Origin of the sequence: Flavobacterium cyclinae (assembly GCF_021172145.1) — a bacterium.
Lineage (GTDB): Bacteria > Bacteroidota > Bacteroidia > Flavobacteriales > Flavobacteriaceae > Flavobacterium > Flavobacterium cyclinae.
This window is the reverse complement of sequence record NZ_CP089095.1, coordinates 425,271-452,127: the sequence shown is the minus strand read 5'-3', so window position 1 is coordinate 452,127 and position 26,857 is coordinate 425,271. Positions and strand designations below refer to the sequence as shown.

The 26,857-nt window shown below is 30.2% G+C and carries 22 protein-coding genes; 2 read left to right on the top strand and 20 right to left on the bottom strand.

All coding sequences use genetic code 11. The features are described from left to right. Nucleotides 1–68: 68 nt before the first annotated feature. Nucleotides 69–2,315, bottom strand: a complete 2,247-nt coding sequence (locus tag LOS86_RS02145) for an inorganic phosphate transporter (RefSeq protein WP_231843020.1) — start codon at nucleotides 2,313–2,315, stop codon at nucleotides 69–71. Between the two features lie 228 nt (nucleotides 2,316–2,543). Here LOS86_RS02145 and LOS86_RS02140 point away from each other — a divergent pair, with 228 nt between their 5' ends. Next, nucleotides 2,544–3,362, top strand: a complete 819-nt coding sequence (locus LOS86_RS02140) for a mechanosensitive ion channel family protein (protein WP_231843019.1) — start codon at nucleotides 2,544–2,546, stop codon at nucleotides 3,360–3,362. 4 nt (nucleotides 3,363–3,366) lie between these two features. Here the strand turns inward: LOS86_RS02140 and tsaB are convergent, their stop codons facing one another. From tsaB to LOS86_RS02125, 3 genes are all read right to left on the bottom strand, one after another. Beyond that, nucleotides 3,367–4,026: a tRNA (adenosine(37)-N6)-threonylcarbamoyltransferase complex dimerization subunit type 1 TsaB gene (gene tsaB / locus LOS86_RS02135; protein ID WP_231843018.1), complete on the bottom strand. Its 660-nt coding sequence runs from the start codon at nucleotides 4,024–4,026 to the stop codon at nucleotides 3,367–3,369. Nucleotides 4,027–4,124: 98 nt separating this feature from the next. Next, nucleotides 4,125–5,438, bottom strand: a complete 1,314-nt coding sequence (locus LOS86_RS02130) for an efflux RND transporter periplasmic adaptor subunit (RefSeq protein WP_231843017.1) — start codon at nucleotides 5,436–5,438, stop codon at nucleotides 4,125–4,127. A gap of 21 nt (nucleotides 5,439–5,459) precedes the next feature. Then, entirely contained in the window at nucleotides 5,460–6,782 is a 1,323-nt protein-coding gene (locus tag LOS86_RS02125; protein ID WP_231843016.1) for a TolC family protein, read from the bottom strand. Between the two features lie 102 nt (nucleotides 6,783–6,884). On the opposite strand from LOS86_RS02125, the gene LOS86_RS02120 reads away from it, so the two are divergent. Then, the gene (locus LOS86_RS02120) at nucleotides 6,885–8,276 is read left to right on the top strand and encodes a DUF4403 family protein (RefSeq protein WP_231843015.1); all 1,392 of its coding nucleotides are present in this window, start codon (nucleotides 6,885–6,887) and stop codon (nucleotides 8,274–8,276) included. A gap of 35 nt (nucleotides 8,277–8,311) precedes the next feature. On the opposite strand, the gene LOS86_RS02115 is transcribed toward LOS86_RS02120, so the two are convergent. The 16 genes from LOS86_RS02115 to ruvA all read right to left on the bottom strand — a co-directional run bounded on the left by LOS86_RS02115 (nucleotide 8,312) and on the right by ruvA (nucleotide 26,852). Beyond that, nucleotides 8,312–8,590: a CAMCR motif-containing small membrane protein gene (locus LOS86_RS02115; RefSeq protein ID WP_508349247.1), complete on the bottom strand. Its 279-nt coding sequence runs from the start codon at nucleotides 8,588–8,590 to the stop codon at nucleotides 8,312–8,314. Beyond that, entirely contained in the window at nucleotides 8,580–9,119 is a 540-nt protein-coding gene (locus LOS86_RS02110) for a DUF420 domain-containing protein (RefSeq protein ID WP_231843013.1), read from the bottom strand. The genes LOS86_RS02115 and LOS86_RS02110 overlap by 11 nt, the downstream gene beginning before the upstream one ends. Nucleotides 9,120–9,229: 110 nt before the next feature. After that, entirely contained in the window at nucleotides 9,230–9,856 is a 627-nt protein-coding gene (locus LOS86_RS02105; RefSeq protein WP_231843012.1) for an SCO family protein, read from the bottom strand. Nucleotides 9,857–9,862: 6 nt separating this feature from the next. Beyond that, nucleotides 9,863–10,564, bottom strand: coding sequence for a hypothetical protein (locus LOS86_RS02100; protein ID WP_231843011.1), 702 nt, complete (start codon nucleotides 10,562–10,564; stop codon nucleotides 9,863–9,865). A gap of 76 nt (nucleotides 10,565–10,640) precedes the next feature. Next, nucleotides 10,641–10,991, bottom strand: coding sequence for a cytochrome C oxidase subunit IV family protein (locus LOS86_RS02095; protein WP_231843010.1), 351 nt, complete (start codon nucleotides 10,989–10,991; stop codon nucleotides 10,641–10,643). Nucleotides 10,992–11,010: 19 nt separating this feature from the next. Continuing rightward, on the bottom strand, nucleotides 11,011–11,991 hold the full coding sequence (locus LOS86_RS02090; protein ID WP_231843009.1) for a cytochrome c oxidase subunit 3: 981 nt from the start codon (nucleotides 11,989–11,991) through the stop codon (nucleotides 11,011–11,013). Nucleotides 11,992–12,036: 45 nt separating this feature from the next. Then, nucleotides 12,037–12,624 (bottom strand): cytochrome c oxidase subunit 3, encoded by a 588-nt coding sequence (locus tag LOS86_RS02085; RefSeq protein ID WP_231843008.1) that lies wholly within the window; start codon nucleotides 12,622–12,624, stop codon nucleotides 12,037–12,039. A gap of 2 nt (nucleotides 12,625–12,626) precedes the next feature. Continuing rightward, nucleotides 12,627–13,529 carry a heme o synthase gene (gene cyoE / locus LOS86_RS02080; RefSeq protein ID WP_231843007.1) on the bottom strand — a complete coding sequence of 301 codons (903 nt, stop codon included), beginning with the start codon at nucleotides 13,527–13,529 and terminating at the stop codon, nucleotides 12,627–12,629. 90 nt (nucleotides 13,530–13,619) lie between these two features. Further along, nucleotides 13,620–15,725 carry a gliding motility outer membrane protein RemB gene (remB, locus tag LOS86_RS02075; protein WP_231843006.1) on the bottom strand — a complete coding sequence of 702 codons (2,106 nt, stop codon included), beginning with the start codon at nucleotides 15,723–15,725 and terminating at the stop codon, nucleotides 13,620–13,622. Nucleotides 15,726–15,736: 11 nt separating this feature from the next. Beyond that, on the bottom strand, nucleotides 15,737–16,480 hold the full coding sequence (deoC, locus tag LOS86_RS02070; protein WP_231843005.1) for a deoxyribose-phosphate aldolase: 744 nt from the start codon (nucleotides 16,478–16,480) through the stop codon (nucleotides 15,737–15,739). A 74-nt stretch (nucleotides 16,481–16,554) separates the two neighbouring features. Then, nucleotides 16,555–17,313, bottom strand: coding sequence for an energy transducer TonB (locus tag LOS86_RS02065; protein ID WP_231843004.1), 759 nt, complete (start codon nucleotides 17,311–17,313; stop codon nucleotides 16,555–16,557). A gap of 90 nt (nucleotides 17,314–17,403) precedes the next feature. Beyond that, nucleotides 17,404–18,138 (bottom strand): energy transducer TonB, encoded by a 735-nt coding sequence (locus LOS86_RS02060; protein ID WP_231843003.1) that lies wholly within the window; start codon nucleotides 18,136–18,138, stop codon nucleotides 17,404–17,406. Nucleotides 18,139–18,182: 44 nt separating this feature from the next. Continuing rightward, nucleotides 18,183–18,566 (bottom strand): VanZ family protein, encoded by a 384-nt coding sequence (locus LOS86_RS02055; protein WP_231843002.1) that lies wholly within the window; start codon nucleotides 18,564–18,566, stop codon nucleotides 18,183–18,185. Continuing rightward, nucleotides 18,535–18,915 (bottom strand): glycine cleavage system protein GcvH, encoded by a 381-nt coding sequence (gcvH, locus tag LOS86_RS02050; RefSeq protein ID WP_231843001.1) that lies wholly within the window; start codon nucleotides 18,913–18,915, stop codon nucleotides 18,535–18,537. The genes LOS86_RS02055 and gcvH overlap by 32 nt, the downstream gene beginning before the upstream one ends. Before the next feature lie 131 nt (nucleotides 18,916–19,046). Next, nucleotides 19,047–26,207: a T9SS outer membrane translocon Sov/SprA gene (sov, locus tag LOS86_RS02045; protein ID WP_231843897.1), complete on the bottom strand. Its 7,161-nt coding sequence runs from the start codon at nucleotides 26,205–26,207 to the stop codon at nucleotides 19,047–19,049. 63 nt (nucleotides 26,208–26,270) lie between these two features. Beyond that, a complete protein-coding gene (gene ruvA / locus LOS86_RS02040; RefSeq protein WP_231843000.1) occupies nucleotides 26,271–26,852 on the bottom strand; it encodes a Holliday junction branch migration protein RuvA in 582 nt (193 codons plus the stop codon). Nucleotides 26,853–26,857: the final 5 nt, after the last annotated feature.

Here is a 26,857-nt window from a genome sequence, read left to right as displayed (position 1 = left end):
ACAAACTAACCACAATATAAATGCCCCAAAAAGATTAATCTTTTTGGGGCATTTTCAATATATCTATATTACTTTTTATTTTGCTGATTAAATTCTTTAAACAATTCTAATAAATTCATAATTGATTTAATTAAATCGTTTGTTTCTAGCAGTAAAGCAAAATACAATTTACTATTTTTCGGACTCGTTTCTGTAGTTCTAATTCGGTTTATTTGTTTTGATATTAATTCAGAAACCGTTTCTAAAAATGCATTTTTCTCCTTTAAAATATCATCCAATTTAGAAAAATCTTCTGTTTTAAAACTCTCTTCTAAACGAATAAATAATTCTTGTAATTGAGTATCTACAGTTTTAAGATCTCGAATTTGATTGAACTTTAATTTTTTATGATTGTTATTTACATGTGAATAACTATTAGAAGTAATAAATTCAATAGATTGAACCATATCCTGTAAATAACCTAAAATTAAAATATAAAATTTACTCGCTTCTACTGAATTATCATCTAGATTTTTAATAAAATAAAACACATTGCTTCTAAGCTCGTCAATTTCTTTTTCTAACTTTTTTAATGCCTTTTTATTTTCTTTAAGATTATTTAAATCTTGAAGTCCTAGATTATCAATAACATTAGAATATAGTGAACTTGTTTTTCTTAATACTTTTGAAATTTGAGAAGAACTTTCTACTATCATTTCTTTAATAGTACCCACATCTTCTTTTCTAAGACTTTTAATTTCTTCTTGTTCCTGTACTTTTAATTTGTGTTTTCTAGCACTTCTGTATAGTAAAATAGCTAACATAAGAACCAATCCTACAAAAGCAAATACTTCTCCAATTTTTAAAATGTAAGCAATTACAAAAGACATTATAAAAGCAACAATTGCAGTAAAAAACCAACCTCCAATAACATTAAACACTCCTGCAATTCTGTAAACAGCACTTTCTCTATCCCAGGCTCTATCTGCAAATGACGATCCCATTGCCACCATAAAAGTTACATAAGTAGTAGACAATGGCAATTTTAAAGAAGTTCCTATAGAAATTAAAATACTTGCTACCATTAAATTAACAGAAGCTCTTACCATATCAAAAGCAGGCTCCTCATCGGCATTTTTATATTTTTTTTCTACTTTTTCAAAACGTTTATCAATATGAATTTGAATACTTTTTGGTAAAAAATAATTAATTCCTTCACCAATGTATACTCCAGTTCTAACAATAAATCTTGAAGCTGAATTTGGAGAAAACTTCTCTACACCATCACCTTGTCTAGAAAGGTTTACCCCAGTTTCAATAACACTTCTTGCTTTTTTTGATGTCCATAAAGTGATTACCATTACCACTCCAGCAAATAAAAGAAAGTAAAAGGGCGCTACAATATTATCATTAGCTAAATCACCCATCATAAAAGTATCTCCTGAAACTCCTGCAGCATCAAAAATTTCATACGAATTAAAAGCAGCAATAGGCACACCAATAAAATTAACCAAATCATTACCAGCAAAAGCTAATGCAAGTGCAAAAGTTCCAATAATAATAATTACTCTTAAAATATTAACTTTGAACAAGCTAGTTAATACTTGGGATAAAATAGTAAAAAACACAAAATTGAAACCTAAAATCAATAATTGGTTATCTTTTATCCAAGAATATTGCTCTTTTGATATAAAAGAAACTCCTTTTAAACCTTTAATTAAAATAAAAAATGTGATGGCAGTGATGGCTAATCCACCAAAAATAGAACCAAAATATTTTAATTTTTTTTCGTAATGAAAAGTGAAGATTAATCTTGAAATATATTGTACAAAACTACCAATACTAAATGACAGCACTACCGACAATAAAATACTGTATACAATTTCAGATGCTTTTTTCGTATTGATATAAGCTCCTAAATGATCTAAAGTTTCTTCTGTAGTGTAAATTTTATAAATAGCTAAACAAACTGCTGCACCTAGTAATTCAAAAATAATAGAAACCGTTGTTGAAGTAGGCAATCCCATCGAATTAAAAACATCTAACAATAGAATATCAGATATCATTACCGCTAGGAAAATGATCATTACATCATTAAAACTAAACATGCTAGGAACAAAAATACCACTTCGAGCAATTTCCATCATTCCGCTAGAAAACAAAGCCCCAACTAAAACTCCTAAACTAGCAACAATCATTGTTGTTTTAAAAGAAATTGCTTTAGAACCAATTGCAGAATTTAAAAAATTTACGGCATCATTACTAACCCCAACCACTAAATCGATTATGGCTAAAACACCTAAAACAATTAACATTATGATATAAATCTGCTCCATTCTAATACAAATTAATTTTTATGCAAAATTCCTTTAAGATTTTCAATCCTATGTTAATTTAATGTTATCAATTTTATTTTTAAGAAAATAATTTAAATTAAAAAAATAGCGAATTCTATTGATAATTAAAGAAGTTGAAATCCTATTTTAAGGTAGTATTAACGCAATTTATTATTTAAAAAACTTAATTTTGATATTTGAAATTTAGTACCAATTAAAGAAACAATTATGACAGCCATTGAAATTGAAAATTATTTTGAAACCATTAAGAAATTAATCTTAGAATATTCGCCAAAATTTGTTGTTGCTATCGTTATTTTACTTGTGGGATTGTGGGCTACTAGTCTCATTACAAAAGCAGCAAAAAAAATTATGCTAAAAAGAAATGTTGAAGTGACGTTATCAACCTTTATTGGGAATTTAATTTTTTGGACACTTCGCATTCTTCTTTTTGTAACAGTAATTTCAAAGCTTGGAATCGAAACCTCTTCATTTGTTGCAATTTTAGGAGCTGCAGGTTTAGCAATTGGTTTATCATTACAAGGTTCTCTTTCCAATTTTGCAGGAGGAATTCTAATCATTTTATTTAAACCCTTTCGCTTAGGTGATTTTATTGAAGCTCAAGGTGTCTTAGGAACAGTAAAAGACATTAAAATATTTTCAACTGTCATTACATCTCCAGACAACAAACAAATAGTGATTCCAAATGCCTCGTTATCAAATGGTGTTATAACTAATTATACCGCAAATGGATTTAGAAGAGTAGATTTAATTATTTCTGTAGATTACAATACCGACTTGCAATTAGCTAAAAAAACCATCGATAAAGTTTTAAAATCTATCCCAGAAATTTTAAAAGAACCAGAAGCAACAATTCAATTAAATGAATTAGCGGCTAGTTCAATTGATTTTTCTGTAAGACCTTACACATTAACTGAAAACTATTTAAAAGTGAAATCAGAAGTTTTGGAAAAAATAAAAATCGAATTTGATATTGCTGGAATAGAAATTCCATATCCACATCAAGTTGAAATTCACAAAGAGTAAAAAATTATTTTACTAGTACAAAATCTTTAAGATAATAAGGTTCAAAATAAGCGACATCTACAAAGTCGCTTTTTTTGTATTTATCAAATGACAACTCACACATTTCTTTAGAAGATGGAAATATAACTTCTGAATGAAATACAAATTTATCTGCTAGTAAAGTATTTTTAAATTTTTCTGTTCCATCTCCAACCAAATGAATTGTATCTAAAATATCTTGATACGATTTTTCATCAATAATTTCGGCTTGAGTTGAGCGAATTTGATGGTGATTTTTATCATAGATAGCTGTAAAAACTTCCATTCTACGAGCATCTATCATTGGAATAATTATTCCGTCTTCTATTTGAATTTGTTTTGCTAAAAGTTGAAGTGTATCTATGGCTATTAACGGAATATTTAAGGCATAACAAAATCCTTTTGCTGAAGAAACTCCTATACGCAATCCTGTATAGGAACCCGGTCCTTGGCTAACAGCAATTGCAGACAAATCATAAAATTGCAATTGATTTTCATTCAGTAATTCTTCTATAAAAACATGTAATTTTTCTGCATGAGAAAAATGCTGTTCTGCAATTTCTTTACTTGCAATTAATGCTCCTTCTTTTGCTAACGCTACTGAACAATTTTTAGTAGCTGTTTCTAAATTCAGAATGATCGCCATTTTTAGATTTTTGAATTGCAAAGTTAAGAAGATAATACCGTAAAAAAAATAAGGCACAGTTTCCTATGCCTTATCTACCCAAATAACTAATAAGAAATCTATTTCTTACTTTCTTTTTTATCTTTTGCAGATTCAACTTTTACTTTATCATTAGAAACTAAATCTTTTGAAACGGTAGTATAAGGACCCGTTATAATTTCCTCTCCAGATTTTAATCCTGAAATAATTTCAATATTCGTATCATCTTGAATTCCTGTTTTTACAACTCTCAATTTAGCTTTATCGCCAACTTTCACAAAAACACATTCAAATTTTTTATCGTTTTTAGGAGCAGTACCTTTTTGTTCTTTTTCTTGCTTTTCTAATTCAGCAACAACATCTTTTTTTACAGAAGTTGTATCATCTTTAATTACAACAGCACTAATTGGAACTGCAATGATATTTTCTTTACGTTTTGTAATAATATCAACAGTTGCAGTCATACCAGGTCTAAAAGGTGAATAATTTTCAGGTTTCCCTTCTAATAAATCCTGATATGATTCTTTTAAAATTCTGACTTTTACTTTAAAATTAGTAACTTGATCAGCGGTTAAAGCTGTACTAGCAGAATTTGAAATACTAGTTACAATCCCTTTAAATTCTCTTTTTAAATATGCATCTACTTCAATATTTGCAGAATCTCCAATGTTAACTTTTACAATATCATTTTCATTAACATCAACTTCTACTTCCATGTTATTTAAGTTAGCAATTCTTAAAATTTCAGTTCCTGCCATTTGTTGCGTTCCTAAAACACGTTCTCCTAATTCTACATTTAACAAAGAAATTGTTCCATCTGCTGGTGCATAAATAGTAGTTCTTCTTAAATTATCATTTGCTTCTGTAACTGTTGCCGATGCACTTTGTACTTGATAATAAGCAGATTGTTTATTAGCTACTGCCACTTCATAAGTAGAAACAATTCTATCCCATTCTGATTTTGAGATAATGCCTTTTTCAAATAATTTTTTATTTCTATCGTAGTTCGCTTTAGCTTCTTTAACTTGAGCTTCCGCCTGACTCAATCCGGCTTTAGTTGTTGACATAGAAGCAACCGAACGATTAACTCCTGATTCGTAAATATCTGGATTAATTTTAACTAATAAATCGCCTTTTTTAACTTGTTGCCCCTCTTTTATAGGCAAAGCAATAATTTCACCTGAAACTTCAGAAGATAATTTTACTTCAATTTCTGGCTGAATTTTTCCTGTTGCAGAAACCGTTTCTACGATTGTAGTTTGAGTCACTTTTGACAATTCAACAACTTTTGAGTCATCATTATTTCCAATAACGCCTCCTTTTTTAAGTCCAACTAACAACAAAATCAATCCAACTGCGCTTCCTGATAAAATGTATATGGTTTTCTTTGACATGACTATATATTTATATTTTAACTATTGTTTTTTTACTAAAGGAATTCCGAAATAGAATTCTAAAATTTTGGTTCTAAAAAGGTAATCGTATTTTGTCCTTAAGACTTCTGATTGTGCGTTTTCAAAAGCTAAAGTAGACTGAGAAAAATCAAAAGAATTCATTAACCCCACTTCAAAACGTTCCTTAGAAAAATTAAATGATTGTTTTCTTGCTTCTAAAGTTTTCTGAGCCGCTTCATATGATTTTTTAGCATTTATAACATCATTATAAGCTTGGTAAACATTTCGTTCTAAATCTAATTCTGCTTGTTTCAATTGAAATTCAGAACGTTCTTGATTTATTTTAGCTCGTTGTACTCTTCCTCTTGTAGCAAAACCATTTAATATTGGCACGCTTAATTGCAATCCTACTCCTGTTCCATCAAACAATGTTAATTGATCTATAAAATTATAGGGAGTACTTTCTGCCCAACGAGTATTGTAACCAAAGAAACCAGACAATGTTGGCAAATAGGAAGATCTTGATAAGGATACATCTTTTTTAGCAACTTCTAAATTAGCCATTGCAATTTTTACATCATTAACTGATTCTTTTGCTTTTTCAAGAATTGCTTCTTGCGATTCATTGGTAATATTTGTCATTGGCAAATCAATTACTTCATCAGAAATATCGAAATTAGCAAAATCTTCAATTAATAAGGTTTGACATAACCCAATTTTCGCAATTAACAATGTGTTTTCTGTAGCAACAATTTGCTGCTCTTGAGTTGCATCTGTCGCTTGAAGTTCAAAAATATCTCCAGCTGGAAGCAATCCTGCATCAATCAACTCTTGTGTTCTTTTAATATTTTCTTTAGTAATTAGATTTTGATTTTTTTGAACTTTCAATTGCTCTTTATTAAATAAAATCTGTAAATAAGAATTAGCTACAGACAAAGCAATATCATCTTTCATTTTATCCAAACGATACGAATTAGCAATTTTGTTCAATTTTGCTCTTTGTAATGTTTTCCAATTAGCTAGTCCATTAAATAACATTACTCCAGAATTTGCAGATGCAGAAAACGATTTAAACGTTTGATTTTGGAATTGATTCGTTACAGGGTTAATACTTGCTCCGGTGTTTATACTATAATTTGCATTTCCACTTAAACTTGGTAAAAATCCTCCTACAGCTTCAAGTTTATCAATATCAGATGATTTCAAATCCAATTCAGACTGTTTTACAGAAATGTTATTTTGAATGGCATAATCTACACATTCTTCCAAAGTCCATTTTTTACTTTGAGCCGAAAGTTGAAAACCTATCAACAATAGAAAAAAAACTATTTTTTTTGTTGTCATTGTATGTGCTTTAATTCTCATTTCTTATAAGACCTAATTTTTGATATTTTGTTACAGTATATCATTTAAAATTTTACTTTTGCTGCGAAAATTCAAATCATCATGAAAACTATTTTTGCTGCAATTGCTTTATTTTTTATAACGCTCCTTAACGTTTCTTGTGGGACTACAAAAAAGATAGAAGCCTTAAAACCAGCACCATCTAACAACAATCCTGTAGTTTTTAAGAATAAAGTTTCATTTATTTCAATGCCAATAGAAATTACATTAAAAGATTTAGAACAACAACTAAATAAAAATGTAACTGGTTTAATTTATAACGACACTATTTTAAGTGACGATAAAACCGAAATGAAAATTTGGAAAACAGCTCCTATTAAACTGAGTGAAAAAAACGGAAATATCGTATCTAGTATTCCATTGAAAATTTGGGCTAAATTCAAATACGGAACCGATTTCATGGGTTTAAATGATACTAGAGAAATTAACTTGAATGGAACAATCATTTTAAACAGTAAAACTCATTTAACAAACTGGAAATTAACAACAACATCAAAAATTGATGATTTTGAGTGGAACGAAAGTCCAAATATTATTGTTGCTGGAAAAAAAGTACCTATTACATACATCATTAATCCAACATTAAGTCTTTTTAAAACTAAAATTTCAAAAAAAATTGATGAAGCAATAGATAAAACTTGTGATTTTAAACCTCAAGTTTTAGATGCTTTAGACAAATTAAGTAATCCTATTTTAACAAGTGAGTCTTATGAAACTTGGTTTAAAATGGTTCCCATTGAATTATATGTTACCCAAGCTAGATTAACACAAACCAAAATCATGTTGAATATGGGATTAAAATGCAACATGCAAACCATGGTGGGACAAAAGCCTAAAAACGGATTTGATGCTTCTAAAATCATATTAAAACCTGTTGAAAGAATTCCAGACCAAACTACGGTTTCGGTTGTTGCGGTATCAACTTACGAAAGTGCTAGTAAAATTGTAACCAAAAATTTTCAAGGGCAAGAATTTGCCTCTGGAAGTAGAAAAATCACGGTTCAAAAAGTAGATTTATGGCAAAAAGATGGTAAAATGATTATTGCATTGGATATTTTAGGAAGTATCAATGGAACTATATACTTGTCTGGAATTCCAAATTACAATCCTATTACTAAGGAAATCTATTTTGACCAAATGGATTATGTACTAAACACTAAAGGAATTTTAACTAAATCGGCTAACTGGCTTTTACAAGGAACTATTTTGAAAAAAATTCAAGAAAATTGCCGCTATTCAATTAAAGGGAATTTAGAAGAAGGAAAAGAAAACATGAAACCCTATTTGAATAATTATTCCCCAATGAAAGGTGTTTTTGTAAACGGTACTATAAACGATTTTGAATTTGAAAAAGTAGAACTTACAGATAAAGCAATTATTGCTTTTATAACTACTTCTGGTAAAATGGATATTAAAATAGATGGCTTAGAGTAAAAAAACAAAAAGTCGTTTCAATTGAAACGACTTTTTTATATGTCTTTTTTCTTACCGTATTTAAGTCGATAAATGGCGTAACCTAAAACTCCTACTAATATGTATGGAATTGCCATCAAATACACAATACCATCGTTTACTGCTTCTGCTTTTACACTACCTTCCTCACTTTCAAGCGCAGCTCTACACATAGCACATTGAGCTTCAGCTATGAAAGGCAAAAGTAAAAAGGTTAAAGTAAAAAGTATTTTATTGAATACTTCCTGCTTTCGTTTTTTTACTTTTAACTTTTCTCTTTTCACTTTATGATGCATAATAAGGAGAAATCATTAAATAAACAATTACACCTGTAACCGCAACATACAACCAAATAGGAAAAGTAATTTTTGCAATTTTTTTATGTTTATCGAAACGTTGTGATAAAGCTTTCACATAAGTAGTCAAAACCAATGGAATAATGATAATAGATAATAATATATGAGTAACTAATATAAAATAATATACATATTTTACGAATCCTTCTCCCCCAAATTTAGTAGAATCAGAAGTCATATGATAAGCAACGTACATTCCTAAAAATGCTATCGAACACGCAATGGCTACTTTCATTAAATTCTCATGCAGTTTTCTATTTCCTTTTTTTATAGCAATTACAGCTGCTACTAATACTATAGCTGTTAAACCATTAATTGCGGCATAAATTGGTGGTAGAAACGATAATGGCTTAACATCAAAACCCAATTTTCTTAAGTTTATTCCAAAAAGTATGGCAACCACTGCTGGAATAGCAACAGACAAAACCACAATTAACTTATTGTACTTTGTTTCTAAATTATTTTCCATTTTTTTTATTTTTAATCCTATGAGCTAAACCAGGAAATTATATCATCATTTTATGAGGTATAAACTCAATTAAGTTTTGAATATTATTCTTAAAATTGAATTATTAACTTCTATTCTTCTAATAATTTTTTAATATCTTCTTTAATAGCTTCAACACCGGCAGCATCTAAACCATCGTAATATAAAATAGGATTTCCTTGAGCATCCTTTCTACATCTTATATTTCCATCTTTATCAATTAATGCAAATAAACCCGAATGTTCAAAACCACCTGCCACTTTACTATTTTCGCCAGCGTATAAATTAAAACCTTTATTTGCTAAACTGTAAATATACGCTTTATCTCCTGTTAAAAAATGCCAATTATAATGTTTAACTCCCAATAAATCTGCATGCTCTTTTAAAACTTGAGGCGTATCTTTTTCAGGATCAATAGTAATTGAAGCTAAACCAAAATTTGGATTTCCATAAAACTCATCTTGTAATTGAAGCATACTTTGATTCATTTTAGGACAAATTGTAGGGCAAGTTGAAAAGAAAAATTCAACTACATATACTTTTCCTAAATAGTCTTTATCAGAGATCGATTTGTTATTTTGGTCTGTTAATTTGAATTCTGGAACCGGACCGATTTCAACTAAATCAGATTTTTGAAACTTAGATACAATTTTTGGTATAGCCCAAATCCCGAAAATCAAAACGATAAATGAAATTCCTATATACGATTTATTTTTCATGACAAATTACTTTTGGTTTTCTATGTTTTTTTTGATGTTATCACGAAATGCGTCTTTTCTTTCGTTTTTATTCTTTTTTAAAGCCAAACGATATTCGCGCAAAATAATTTTAACATCATCTGTCATTTCGTTATGTAAATCGGCAGCAGAAATGGTGTTATAACTTTCTTTATACTCTTCCTCTCCTTTTTTGTTTTTACCTTTTCTTCCACGATGATTCAAATCTTTATCTACAATAATTACTGCAGGAGTCCCTTTATTTTCATCTAATTGCCCCATTAATTTATAACTATCGTAAAACTCTTGTATATTCTCTGGAGATGAAAACACAAATCGCCATCCATTCATATCACCTGTAATTGGAGCTAATTCATCTATAATTTGTTGGCATTTTTGCTCATTTCCAGTAGGAACAACCATAATCATTTGAAAATCTTTAAAGCCTTTATACTTATTGTATATTTTCTGATTCAGATTAAAGAAATTTCCCCTATTTTCAATTACTTTATTTCCAACAAAGCCTAAAACTGTAATCTTTCCTTTCATAACTTGTTTAGTACCATCTAAACTAGTCCAATCTGAGGGTATATCTTGATTATTCTTAGAAATAGTAGGCAAAAACAATGAATTATGAGAAGCAGTAGAGAATACCAAATAAATTGCGATTGGTAAAATAAAAAGTGAGATTAAAACAATTTTATTCTTCATTTATAGTATTAATTTTCAATAAACAAAAGTAAAAAAAATCCCGATGAAAATCGGGATTATATAATAGAAACAAGTGTTAAAATATCCACTTTAAATGTCCTGTTTTATAAACGTCGTAAACGTAGTCACCTTCTACTAACAAGATGAAAGATAAATATAAAATTAAGAAAACTACTGTCCAAACAATAGATCTTCTAAACCATTTTTTTTCACCTTCCATGTGCATGAAAGCCCAAGTAATATAATAGGCCTTTACAATAGTTAAAATAATGAACAACCAGTTAAGTAAATTCATTCCTAAAACATTTGTGAAATGTAATGATTTTGGTTTATAGATACCGAATAAAACCTCTACGATAGTAATTACAGATAGTATTCCAAAAACTATCCAAATTCTTTTTGTATTTGATTCGTGTGCGTGTGCCATGATATACTTTTATTATAAATTATACTAAATAGAAGAAAGTAAATACAAATACCCACACTAAATCGACAAAGTGCCAGTACAATCCAACTTTTTCAACCATTTCGTAGCTTTTTCTTTTTTCATAAGTACCTAATAACACATTAAAGAAAATAATGATATTAATTAATACTCCTGTAAATACGTGGAAACCGTGAAAACCCGTGATGAAGAAGAAGAAATTAGCAAATAACTTATGTCCGTATTCATTTCTAACTAAGTTAGCTCCTTCAACAACATATTTTGCATCTTCTAATCTTTTTAAAGATTCTTCTCTTGATAAAACTGTTTTATGTTTTTTATCATTTAAGAACTCAGAACGAATAACGATAGACTCATCTGCTTTGAAACCTTCAACTACTTCATTTAATGAGTAAGTTGGCAATGCAGCTTCACTCATGAACCACATACCGTTATTTCTATTTAATTGCTCTCTAGCTTCAGGTAATGTTGCTGCAAAATCAGCTAAAGCTACTCTTTTAAAAGTACCATCTTTTTGCTCTTGAACAAATTGCAAAATAGAACCTCCTTTAGTTTCAACTGCACCATACTCTCCTTTGATGAAATTTTTCCATTCCCAAGCTTGAGATCCTAAGAAGATAAAACCACCAATAATAGTTAAGAACATGTAAAAAGCAACTTTTGTTTTTTTCATGTGGTGACCTGCATCTACAGCTAATACCATAGTTACAGATGAGAAGATTAAGATAAAAGTCATTAATGCCACATAATACATAGGTGCATTTACACCGTGTAAAAATGGAAAGTGGTTAAAAACTTCATCGGCGATTGGCCAAGTTTCAATAAATTTAAATCTTGAAAAACCATACGCGGCTAAGAAACCAGAAAAAGTTAATGCATCTGATAAGATGAAAAACCACATCATCATTTTACCATAGGTTGCTCCTAATGGTCCTGGACCTCCGTCTAAAGCGTGTTCGTCTGAAATAACTGTCGCTCCCATAAATTTTTTAATTGTTAAAAAGTTCCCAAATTTATTATTTTTTTTCTATTTGAAAAAATAGAAAAATAAAAACAAATAAACCCAAATAAAATCCATAAAGTGCCAATACATCGCACTTAGCTCTATACCAAGGGTTTGAGCAGGATTATACTTTTGTTTATAATGATTATAAATTACTGTAAAAAGTGAAATTAACCCTCCAAAAAGATGCGCAACATGCACAATAACAAAAGCATACAAAAAAGAAACACTAACTGTACTTGATGGTCCAGTAGGTACTAATTGCATACTATATAACTCTGAAAATCCATTAAATTGAAAAAACACAAATAAGATTCCTAAAACTAATGTAGTAATTAAGAAAATCATACCTGTAGAATTTGAACCTTTCTCAATTGACTTTTTAGCAAAATAATACGTAAGACTACTTAGAATAATGATGATTGTACTGATAATTAATGAATTTGGCATGTTAAAATCAGCTATCCAATCTGGTCTTTTTTTACTCACGATAAAACCACTTGTCAAACCAGCAAAAATCATACAAATGCTAATCATTCCAAACCATAGCAACATTTTGTATGTTTTACCTTTACGAGCTTGTTCTTCTTCTAATGTCATTCTATTTTCCATAACTATCGTAAAAATTTATCTATAACATATATTATTTGTAACAACGAAATATAAGAAACACTAATAATCATTAGTTTTCTAGCTGCTTTTGCATCCATCTCCTTATACAGTTTTACCGCATAAAATAACATCCACAAACCTAATAAAACTACTAATGCAGTAGAAATTTTAGACAACATTAATTTACCAGTAAATCCAAAAACCGGAATCACAGATGCTAAAATCATCCAAATTGTATATAAAATAGTTTGTAAAGCCGTTTTTTTATCGCGCTTTCCTGTTGGCAACATGAAAAATCCTGCTTTTTCATAATCTTCATATAAAAACCAACCAATTGCCCAAAAATGAGGAAACTGCCAAAAGAATTGTATAATAAATAACGTTCCAGCCTCAATTCCAAAATGCCCTGTTGCTGCAACCCATCCTAACATAAAAGGAATAGCGCCAGGAAAAGCTCCTACAAATACCGAAAGAGGTGTTACTGTTTTTAATGGCGTATATAAACTCACGTACATGAAAATAGATATTGCCCCAAACATAGCCGTCTTTGGATTTACATTGTATAAAATAGCTAATCCTAAAAGGGTTAATATACAACCTAAAATAAAAGCATTTTGTTTAGTAATTCGACCAGAAGGCAACGGACGATTTTTAGTACGATCCATTTTAGCATCTAATTCAATTTCAATGATTTGATTGAAAACATTAGAAGCGCCCACCATACAATACCCTCCAATAATTAAAAGCAACAATACCAACCATTGAAAAGGTTGCTCTTCATCAAACCCTAACAAATAACCTGCAATAGTAGAAACCACAACACTTATAGATAAGCGTGCTTTTGTAATTTCTACAAAGTCTTTGTATAACGATTTTTGAATTTGAGGTTGTGTATTTGTGTCCACTTTTGTTTTTTTCGCTGTGAAATTGCGTGCAAAGATACGATATGAAATTTAGAATTTAGAATTTAGAATTTAGAAAATTCGTTAATTCTACTAATAATCAAAATACCAGTTAAATAAATCGCTTCTTAGCCCAATTGAAAACCAAGTTGTATTTGATTTAATAGTTGTAGCTGTTTCAGCTGTAGGGTCGAAATTTCTAAATAGTACATTTCCAAAAACCTTTAGATTATAAGCTGGATTTACTAAATAACCCACTTGCAAATCAGCAATCATAACAGTTGTTTTATTTCCTTGTGCAATTGAAACTCCGGTGTCGTATGGGCGATTTTCATCGTAATCTAAATAAATATTTCCACCATAATTAAAATTATCGGTTCCGTTGTTAAAATCAAATCCACGTTGGCCGTAAATCAACTTCGCATCTGCAAAATATCTTCCTTTATAATAACGAGCAATTGCGATGAATTCTCTGAAATTTGCACCCCATATATGTCCCATACTTTGATTGTTATGACCGTAATTCGTAATCGGATTACTATGTGAATATACATAAGGACGCACTTGATTATACTCAACTTGAAGTAATAAATTTTTCACTTTAAAAGCATCGTAATATTTTGCTCCAATTTGATATGCAAATTTATTTCTCCAACTTTGATTACTAGCTTTTACATCTCCAATAGCAAATTCATCAATTAAAAACTGCCCATAGAAATTTACACTATTGTTCCACTTATATTTAGAAGCTAAACCTAATAATGCATTTCCGGTTTTAGATGAAGATCCAAATTCAACGGTTCTATAAAATATTAATGGATTTACAAAGTTGAAATCAAAACCACGTTGGTTTGTATCAGTCCAAACTACATTTTCAAAGAAACCTAAATTCCATCTTTTGGTTACATTTAAACTTAAATAATGACTTGCCATATATTTAGTTCCATAGGTTCCATCAATGGTTGCCTCATCTCTTACGTCTTTCAACCACATGTAAGTATTGGTATATTTTATTTTCCAAAAAGTGGTATTGATTTTAAAAAAAGGATACGGACTAGTTCCGTCACTTTGCAATAACGAACGATAACCATCACCTAAAAAATTTCTTCCATAACCTAATTGAAGATCGATAAATTGATTTGGCTTATATTTAATATTAGCTTCCGCCAATGGAAAATCAAAGGCATCTTCTTTAAATTGTTTTGCAATTCCAATTCCTGGAATAATTGCAGGATTACCTCCAGAAGGACGAATACTAACCGCATAAGCATTATAGTAATCCGCAAAACGACCTTGACTTTCATAAATTGAAGTGGTAAATGTTAATTGCGATCCTAATCCCCCATTTACTATAACTCCTCTAGTATTAACGAAAGTACTTGAAGCTTGACTTTCTGTATCTTTACCTACTCTGAAATCAAAAATAGGATTTAATGTGAACCAATAATTATCTCCTTGAATAGCTACTAAATTCTCATTCCATAATTTTCTTCCCCACCAAGAAGATTTTTGTTTTGTAAATGATTGATTTGCAGTTTCAAAATCATAATATTTTGCTACTTCATCATAAGAATATGGCTTAGATGCTGTATGGTTATTACTTCCTACTTGATTCAACAAAGCTTCAAAAACTCCGTAATTTTGATGTGAAAACTGAACAATTCCAGAACTTTTAAATTGAGGATTTTCGAAAGGTTTTATTTTAATTTCATCATATTCAGACAATTCCTTTTTGTTATCAATTAATTTAGAATTTGTTTTGGCAAGCTTTGCTTCTTGTTCTTCTAATTCACTCTTAGAAGGAATCAAAGGAATATTAATTTTTATTGAATACTTAGAATATATTGGACTTCCTCCAAAAGTTGCTGGTTTAATTTTAGGTAACGAACCAAAAACACGATTTGACTCATTCTTTAATGATTCATGTGCAGCTTCTGTATATAAAACTTTAAAATTACCAATAGTATCAACTTCAAAAACAGTAATAACCACTCCTTTGTAGTTTTGATCTATAAGCTCTTTAGGCACTTTAAAATTGGAATAAAAATAATCTTGAATAGTGTTATGAAAACAAGTTTCTTGTTGCTTTCCTACAAAATTTTCACATTCCGGAAACAAAGGAAATTGTTCATTAGTTGCTGTTTGAGCAGCGGATACAATACTAAAAAGTAAAATAATAAAATAATATATTTTTTTCATTCAATTTCTATTTAATAATCACTGTTTGAAATTTCTCCATTTGCAATGGCTTTAGCAGCAGAAGTACCAATACGCTTAACACCTAATTGAATCATTTCAACAGCTTCTTCGTAAGTACGCACTCCACCAGCAGCTTTTACTGGTAATGGACATGAATTTTCTAACATTAATTTTATTGTTGGGACAGTTGCTCCGTTTGGAACTCCTTCTGGAGTATTGTAAAATCCTGTAGAGGACTTCACAAATACTTTTTCGTATTCTTTTTCACTAAAATTAGCAATTACAATATTTTTTATTAATGCCGATAATTGTACAATTTGATGATTATCAAGAGCTGCAACTTCAATAATCCATTTTACAATTTTATTGTTTTCTAAGCCTAATTTTGTTCCTTGTAATACTTGTTCTTTCACAATATCTAATTCACCTCTTTTAAAAGCTTCATAGTTTACAACATAATCTAAATCATCAACACCATTGATAATAGCTTCATTTGCCTCACGCAACTTATCATCTAAAGTTCCATCACCTAGAGGAAAATCAATTACAGTTCCAATGGTTACTTTAGAATTAGATTCTTGAATCATTTTTTTTGCCAAAGCAACTTTATCAGGGCGTATCATGATTAGTTTAAAATCGTAATCAATAGCTTCTTGAATGCATTTTTTTACCACTTCAGTATTCTCTTCTTCAGTGATATTAGCCTGAGCCGCTGTTTTAAGATAGGTAGAATCTAAATATTGCTTTATGTTCATTTTACAAAGAATTTCAAAGTGTAAAAATAAAAAAATCCCATCGAAATGGGACTTTTTATCACAATATTATTTTATTATCGAATTTTAAACACAACTGGAACCGAATATTTTATTCTTACTGCCTTTTTACCTTGCTTAGCCGGTATTAATTTAGGCAATTTTCTTACTGCCTTTTCTGCTGCTTTTTGCATTTCAAAAGAGGCTCTTTTATTATTTAATGCAACAACGTTAGAAATCATACCGTTTTCATCTATAACAAACTCCACTTGAGCTACTCCTTGTTTTCCATCTTCTAAATCTTCTTCAGGATAGACTAAATGTTTAACAATAGCTTTGGCAAGTTGTTCATCAAAACAAGCTTTTTGTTCTGCTCTACTTAATCCTTTACAAGCAGGAAACATTGGCAATTCTTCTACGGAAAAAACTGTAGGCTCTGCTATTTTTTCTCCTCCTTCAACTTCTTTAGGAATTTCTGTAGAAAGCGTAGTAGCATTATTTTGATTTTCATTAGAATTATCTTGATTTTCTACTGCTAATTCCACTTCATTCTTCATTGGTTCTTCTTTTGTTGCTTCAAATTCATGAGTAACTTTAACAACTTTTGTTGCCACTGGTTTAGCAATTTCCACTTTTTTTGTTTGAGGTGCTGGATTATAGTAATAGGTAGGCTCATTAAAAATATCACTTGAAGCAATACCATCAATTGGTTTTGATACATTTTTAAAATTAAACTCTAGCACTAAAAGTACAATAAACATAGTAGCAATTAAACCCACTTGAAAATAGATAAAACTATTTTTAGTTCTTTTCGGAAATTCAACATTAGCTTTCATAATTATATAGATTAATAGTTAACAGTATGTTAATTAACCTATACAATTTATATGCCAAAAAAAATCCCAACTTTAAAGTTGGGATTGATATTATTGTAATCTAAAGGTTATTGGCTGACTGTATTTAACTTTAACAGGTTTACCTCTTTGCATACCAGGTTTAAACTTTGGTAATTTTTCAATTACACGTTTAGCTTCTTTCTCTAAAAGCTCACCACCTTTAGGACCTCTTACTTGAACATTAGTAATACTACCATCTTTATCAATTACAAACAAGACAGAAACTCTTCCTTGAATACCATCTTCTTGTGCTCTTTCTGGATATTGCTGATTCTTTTTAATATGTTTAGCCATTTGTTCCATAAAACAATCTAATCGCTTAGTTTTTTCAACTTTTTCACAACCAGGAAAAACAGGAACATCTTCAATTACAGCAAATGGTACTTCTTCATCAATTTCCTCTGCAGTACCACCTTCATCACCATATTGTGCGGCATTATTAACAACTACTGGTTTATTTTCATCTACCTCAGTAGTTTCAATTTTTTTATCTTCAATAACTTGTTTATTATCTACAATTTGAATAACCTCAGGTGCCGGTGGTGGTGGTGGTGGTAATTTTTGAACTGGAGGCATAGTTAAAATTGCCTCTTCATCTTGAACAAAATTATCTGTAATGTCTAATTTTTCAACCACTACTCTTGGATCTTCTGATTTAAGTTCAATACCCAAGTAAGTCATAAATAACACTGACGTAAGACCTATTAAAAAATATAAAGAACTATTTCTTTTAGGGTCAACATTAGGATTTTTCTTTATTTCCATAATTTTAGTTTTGAGATGCTAATATAATTAATATTAGAAATGTTTTAAAAATTTTTATTGTTTTTTTTATTTTTAACAATTCGCAAAAGGACTAAACCTGTAATTGCTCCTAAAGAATTAGCAATTGCATCATAAATATCAGCCTCTCTGTTTGTTGTTAATAACGCTTGTAATATCTCAATAATTATGCCATATATGATTACAAAAAGAATAATTAACAAATTATATTTTGTTTTTCTTTTATATAAAAGCAACAATACAGTTAAAATGGCATAAAAAACAAAATGAAAAAACTTATCGTTACTTGATATATTTATTTCTTTTGATATAGAATTTAAGCTTACTAAACTTAAAACTGCAATTAAAACAGCCCAAATTACAGCAAGATATAAATAATTACGCTCCGATAAGTGCTTTATAATCTTCACTTGACAAAAGCGTTTCTATTTCAGATGCGTCTGTAAATTTTACTTTTACCATCCAACCATCTCCATAAGGATCCGTATTTACTTTTTCAGGATCAGATTCTAAAGAATCATTAAATTCAATAATTTCACCAGATAATGGTAAAAACAAATCAGAAACGGTTTTAACAGCTTCAACTGTTCCAAAAACCTCGTCTTTACTTAATGTTTGATCAAGTGTTTCTACTTCAACATAAACAATATCTCCCAATTCTTTTTGAGCAAAATCTGTAATTCCTACAATTGCAATATCTCCTTCAACAGATACCCATTCGTGATCTTTAGTGTATTTTAAATTAGCTGGTATATTCATTTGTTATAATTTTTTGACGTACAAATGTAATTGTATTTATTGAAATGAGAAAAAGGTTTTTGTTATTTTTTGTGAAAAAAAATAACCTCTAACTTTTTATGCTAGAGGTTATTTTATTAGGATTTAATAAATTAATTACCAAAATTATATCGCAATGTAAATCCGCCTCTAATATTAGTTGTTGGAAAAGAAGTTGAAATTACTGCTTGAGAAAACTGATGATCATAAAAGAAAATAGCAGTTAAATTTTTACTAAAAGAATAATCTGCTGTTAATCGTACTGACCATAAATCTTGCCCTCCTCCTAATTGATTGTTATCATAATCCAAATAACGCACAATTGTATTGTTTTTTCTTAGTGAAAAATCTGCTTTAATATTGATATCACTTTTAATAATTCCTGCTGCATTGTCTGCTAATGAAGAATTAATGGTTACATCTTTAATTCTATATCCTAAACCAATTATATATTCGTTTCCACTAACTTCTGTAAGCAAGTTATTATCAAAACTCATATTCAACGTTCTGTCCTTTTTAAGTTCAGCTAATACTTTTATGGAGTTCTTCATTTCAAACTCAACTTTTACAAGCGGATTAAATTGTTCTGCAAGATTTACATTTGAAATAATTTTTGATGCAAAGAAGTTACCATTTGCATCAAGAGGTGCCGAATTTAAATTAGAACGAAATGCATTTACATTATAACTTGCTCTATATCCGTGTTGAATTGAAAATCTTTTAAAATTATCCTTAAACCATTTATAACGCATTAAACCTGTGTATTTAATAGTCCAGTTTGGTAAAGGCACATTTCGAAATACTCCAGTTGAAACTTTATCAGCACTTTGACCTGAATAAGCAGCTAAAAATGCCGGTAATAAAACTTGCTGACTGTTCTTTCCGTAACCTAAAGGATATCCTTCAGCATCCCTTAAGAATGAACTATTTCCATAGTAGCGCTCTGCTAATCTATCTGCTATTATTATTCGATTGTCTCTAAATTCTTGGAATGTTTTAGAAAAATTGACATCGCTTTGAGTAAATGCTGTAGATATTAATATTGTTGAAATATTAAAATTACCAAAATCATAAGGTGCTCTTGAATTATATTGACCTGCTGTTACATCAAACTGTTCTGAGAAATTATAAGCATAAGTTCTATCTGCCGTAAGATCTATTTTAAAATCAGGGAACACTTCCATTTGTGCTGTTACATTCAATTTCTTATTTTGAATTTGGGTAAAATTCTGATTGAATTCTGGGAAAGTTGTTAACCATCCGTTTCTTGCTGCTTCATAACGCACATCGGATTGACTACCAAATACAAACCCTAAAGTTGGTTTTGAAGACCCAAAAAATCCTAGACCTGGTAAATAACCTGGCAACACTGTTCCGTTATTTTCAGTATAATTAATTTGGATGTTTTTAACACTCGTTATCACTCCAATTAACCCGCTCATAAACACACCACGCTCTTGGGTAACATTTCCTTTAGGCGCTTTAATTTGTTGCCCAGGTTTTGGAGCATTATTTTTATCTTTAGTATTTGTAGTTACTTTTTTATTTCGCTTTGTCTTAGTTAAACCAATGTACTTATAAAACAAATCCATGTTCAAAGTTGTATTTAACTTATGTGAATTGGCATTTTGAATGGTATTCCCTAAGGCATAAACATTACCATCGGCTCCTGTTACTGATGAAAAAGCATCAGAAGAACGTTGCCAATTATAATCTCCCGTATAGGAATAAGTTGATTTTACAAAACTAAATAATGGAATCTTATTTATAGGTAAATCATAATTAACTACTAATTGTTGGTTATGTTGATTAGATTCTCCTACATTCCAATAATCATCCCAAATATCCAATCCATCTATTGGTAAATTATTTTCATCTAAATAATTACGAACAATATTATTAGATGAAGCCGTATAATTCAATCGTAGTGATTTTGTAATGTTATAATTAAATCCATAAGTATAATTGAAAAAATAATTTCTTCTATACAAATCTCCTAAACCAATTCCTTGTACATCAACTAATCTGAATCTTTGTCTATTAAATTGACGTATGATGTTTGAACTAAATGAAATATTACTTGGTAAATAATTGAAATTCAAATCGCTTAACATTTTATAATATCCACTCTTTTTGAAAGCTTTTGTATTTTTAAATGGTTCAACAGTCTTAGGCTTAAACGTATAAGCATAATCAACTGTAGTTCGATTTTGTTTATCAATTAAATTTTCAATTTCATAATCATGATGTTCTGTTTCATTTAACGAATAGGATAAAGTTAAATTTTCAACATCATAAAAATGGGTTTTCTTTTCTGGATTTTTTTCTTTTTTAACCCCAATTAAATTGAAACTTGTTCTCTTAGTATAATCAATTGCTCTTTCTTCAATATTAGATCTTTGAATAGGATCTGAAGTAATATCTAACAATTGATTTAACTCAATATCTTGATAAAAAGGATCATATTTTGGAGTAATCGTTTCTTCTCCAACCGCATAATTAAAAGGTAAATTAATTCCCCATTTTTTTGGTAGTAACTTACCTAAATTAACATTCGTAACAATATCATATTGAAAGACATCTTCTCTACTTCTTTCATTTGGACCTTGCTCTAGTGCACCAAAACCAATAGTACCCACTCTAGTTGTAGCCGATACATTAGCAAAATCAGCTAAATTCGTATCTAAATTAGCTACTGCAGCATAACCTCCTTTATTATCCATATCAGACATACGAAGTTCATTAAACCAAACTTCTCCTCTTTTTGTACTGCCTGATTTATTCTTAATACCAATCATTAAAGTTCTCACTAATCCAAAGTTTGGATTACCTTTAATTCCAAGAGTCAATCTGTTATTTGAAGAACCTATAGCCTCTTCTTCAATAAAACCTATTCCATTTAGATCAATTGAAATAGAAGGGTCACTTTGAAGAGCTAATATTTTTAACTTGGTTAATAGGTCTAAAGAAATTTCAATTTCATTTTCACTTGGCCAAATATCGTCAGGCGATGAAGCACCAAATGATGTAACTTTTAATGGAATTTCCACCTGATAAAAGTTATCTGTAAAATCGTTACCAAAACGAATGAAAGCGATTAACTCGTCGTCTTGTAAATCTCCATTTTGGACTGCTTCAGCATGTAAAAACATTCTTAGTTTTTTAAACTGACGCATGTCGACATTTACATTTTTAAAAACGGCTCTAGCATCATCATTTTCTAATCCATTAGTAGTTCCTCCTAATTTATCATATACTCTTAATGAAAGCGATTGTTCATTTTGATTGATAATTGTGTTGTTGTTATACAATTGTTCTCTAACTACTCCCGGAGGCGTTACATAATTTATTGGACTTCTTTGACCATTTTCCTGAATATTTAAAGCTACAACATCAAAACCTGTATTTTCATCATCTGGATCTGGATCTAACTCGTCAAAATTACCTGTATATCTTCTCCATTCTCCTCTAACTAAATCCAGAGCTCCAAAACGAAGTGTGATCGCCTCTTTAAATCCGCTCATGTACATTCTCATGAAACGAATAGAACGAAAATCAGAAATAGGACCTACTTTATTAGCATCTGTAATTTCTAAAATTGGTATTTTAAATAAAATCCATCTTACTTTTCCAACTGAACCATTAGGCAAATCCACATTATTATCCGTTCTAAAATCGGCAATATAATTTTGACCTACTGGAACATCGGCATCACTATCACCATAAGCAATTAATGGAACTTCAAACTTAAAATAAGCATTAATTGTGTTCATCGTATTATCACGATTTACATCTTCTACATCAGGGAAAGTTGTATTACCTCTATTATCATTAGTTACATTTACAGGCGAATTTCCTTCAAAACCATTGTAATTTCTATAACGAGTAATGATATCCCCTGAATTTTGCAAATAAAATTGATAATTATCTGCTGCCGGGTCAGGATAAGATGCAAAATCAGGATACTTTGAAGCCTCCCCTAAATCGGTTAAACCATCAAAACCAGCATCTTGAACATTTCGATTAGCTTCATTTGTATCAAAAGCATAAATTAAAGATTGAGAAGCTGGCACTTGCCCCCAAGCTGTACTAACAACGGGTTGAGTTGCATCGGTTTCTGGTAGTCCATTTTCATATAATTTTCTACCATCTCTTAAAATATCTTCCGAAATTTCACCTAAATTGAATACTAATTTACCTGTATTTGTTGGGTCAGCTTTGTCTCCAGCATTTCCATAATATGGATCCATTACCCAAAACTGAATGTATTCTACATTTGATTGCTCAAAATTAGTCGAATTAATAGAACGCATAATTCCCGCCCAAGTATCAGGAGCTTCTAAGTCTGAAAATTGATTTGTTGCTGCTAAAGAAGGATTAAAATTATATGGTCCTCTGTCTTTTGGAAAATACGTTAAATCTAAGGTATTAATAACCGTTGACTGCCCTTGAGCAATATCGGTTACTGGATACAATTCGCGACTAAAAACACGACGAGTTGTATTGAATGACAAATCATTCTCATCAACTCCAGAAGGTGTTTGCGTATAAAAAACAGGATCTATAGAATACCAAGCTAATTTACTTCTTTTATATCCCACGGATAAATCGTCAGTACTTGGTTCTGCAGTAGTAGCTACACCATCATAATCACCTTCTAAAGGTACACTTGACAATGTCCATGCTTGAGGCGAACGCATATCAATCGTCGTTTGAGAACCTTCAAAATCGTCAATATATGTAGTTGCTTCGCCATTAAACTGATCAGCTTTAGAAGCGCCTGGTTTTAAATAAGCTATCTCACCTCTAAAAGAAAGATTTGAAGGAACGTCTGTATCAATATTTGGTAATTTATTTACTAATCGAGTTAAAAATGGAATTTCAGTTGAATAATTGGTATTGAAACCAAAAATGGTATTATTAACCGACTCTTGACCATAATTTGATTTGGTAGTAAATGGTCGCTCTGACATATTTAAAATCGTAGCACCCATTAAAAATTTATCATTGAATTTATGTTCCACATTTAAACCCCAAAATCTTCTAGTTTGTTGTCCGAAAACGGAGTTATTTTCAACAGAAACTTCAATTGGTGTATTTGAAGCTTGTAGTGATGGATCTAAAATTTGTACTTTACCCATTTGGTAATTAACGGTATAATCTACACCTTCTACCAAAACTCTACCTCCAGCAGTAACTACAACAGAACCTTGAGGTACATTGAATGCACCAATAGAAATTCCGTCTCCACCCATAGATTTAAAGCGACCTTTTAATTGGAATTTATTCTTAGCACTTTCTTGTAAAGCAGCAGCTTGAGTAGTTTTATACAAACTTCTGAAAACATATTTAGCTTGGTTACTATTGTAGGTTAACGGATCATCATAATTTTCAGCTAGTGCTGGTACGTCTAACTTTTCAAATAAATGTTTTCCAAATGGCTCAACAGTAGTAAAAATAATTTTTCCTCTTTGTGTATCCACAGTTAGACCAGGATAAAAATCAAAGAATCCATCACCTCCTTCTTGAGGGTCGTTTGTATAATTTAACTTATCTAAATTAAATACTTTTAGTAAAGGAGTTTGCTCTACATCAGAAGGCAATGCATCAATACCTGATTGCGTAATGTAATTTAAAGGAGAAGGATCTGTGTAAAGAATATTTAATTTAAAATCTTCTTGTTGCAATTGATAACCTCCCGGAATTTGGTAAATGTTTTTCATCATCAAATTCCAAGTTGGCATGGTATAATCAACACCTGAAACCTGGTATTTATCAATAGTTAAGTTACTTTTTAATAATTTTAAAACCAATGCTTGAGAATTTGGAACTCCTGTCCCACCCACATTTGTTGCGTCAACACCATCAGTACCAAATTCACCAACTTGATACACATCACCACCAATTGTATATTGATAAGCAACCGCTAATACTTCATCATTAGCTAGTCTTTGATTTAATGAAATATATCCCAATTGAGGATGAAAAGTATATTCAGAAGGGGTTAACTTTCTTGCATTTTCTAATTTTGCAAAATCTACTCCTTCAGATGCACCACCCACAATATTAAATCCATTAGAAGCTAAAGATACATCACGAATTGCACTATTCAAAAAGTTACTTCCAATGGCATTTGGATCATATTTATTATTGGAATTGTCAGAAGGTGAGTTTGCTGGCGCATTGTAAAAAGTAGGGTTAGCTACTAAATCGATATGAACCGTTTCTTGTGGTAATACTGTAGTAAGTGGCGCTTCACCTAAATCTTGAAGTGCTACAATATTTCTAAGATTATTTTCGGTAGTATTTACTCTATTTTGCTTGTTTGTAATCCAAACTTCAATTCTATTAATTTGAACACGTGAGTTAATCAGTGGAAAAGTTTCTAATGCTTTATCGTAATTATTTCTAAAATATTGAGAAAGGAAATAATGGCGATCTGCATCATAATCTAAAGCAAACAATTCAAAATCTTGTAGTGTTCCACCTCCTTGAGCTGTAACCGATTTTGTTTGAGATTTTTGCTCAGAAAAAACTCCTGTAAATGTTGTTTTCCCAAATTGCAATTGGGCTTTTACCCCAAACAAACTTTGAGCTCCTCTTACTAAAGAATTTGATAATGGAAAACTAACATTTCCCACCTCAATTTTTTTAATAATATCGTCTTCTGTTGGTGTATATTCTAATTTAATTAAATTCTGAAAGGCAAATGTTGATTGGGTATCATAATTTACATTTACATTCAATCTTGTACCCACTTTTCCTTGAAGACCAACACTAATTCGCTGATCAAAATCAAAGCTAGTTGTTCTTCTGTTTCTTGGAGAAAACGATGGGTTATCTTGTTTGGTAAAACGCACTCCTAAATCTAATTCAACAGAACCTGTAGGTTTTACATCAATCGTGTTACTTCCAAAAATACTTTCAAAAAACTTAGAATTTACATAATATCTTGGTAACAAATCTTTTTTTGCAGCTTCAGACCCTGATTTTTTTCCATCAATTGCAGCTGATTTCTCTTGATAATACTTACGCATTTGTTCACGCAAAACAAGTTCTTCATATTGTTTTGGTGTTAAAATCATGGGATAATTAATATTAAACCCATCTACCGAACTTGTATAAATATAACGATTAGAAACAGGATCGTAAGTGTATTTATCAACAATAGATTGTGGATTAGGCATAGAAAGTTTCCCTAAATCTACACCTGTTTTAACAGAATCTTTTTCTTCTTCATCTACTTGTGCTTGTAGTGAAAATGAAAAAAACATACATAATAATGCAAGACTGTATTGTAATTTATTAATTGTTTTTATAATTAAATTTTTCAAGATTTATAAATTTTTTAAAGCTTGTTTTATTAAGTTTTCTACAGAGGCATTTGGGATATCTCTTATAATTTTATCGATTACCTTTTCAGCTGTTTTTCTGGCAAAACCTAAAACTTCTAATGCAGATAACGCTTCATCTTTATTTGTATTGCTTTCAAGTACAGAAACTTCATCCAAATTATACACTTTTAACACTTTTTCTTTTAAATCAAGGATGATTCGCTGAGCAGTTTTTGCCCCAATACCTTTCATTGATTGAATAGTAGCCACATCATTTGATGCTATAGCTTGTATGATTTGGGCTGGTGCTAATGATGACAACATGGTTCTTGCTGTACTTGCTCCAACACCAGAAACCGATAGTAACAATTTAAATAGTTCTCTTTCTTGTTTTTCTACAAATCCAAATAAACTATGCGAATCCTCTTTTACTTGAAGAAATGTATATAATTTCAAATTCTCAGCATCTGGAATTAATGAAAAAGTATGCAACGAGATATTAATATGATATCCCACACCATTACAGTCAATTACAACTTCTGTTGGTGTTTTTTCAACTAATCTTCCTTGAATGTGAGCTATCATATTAC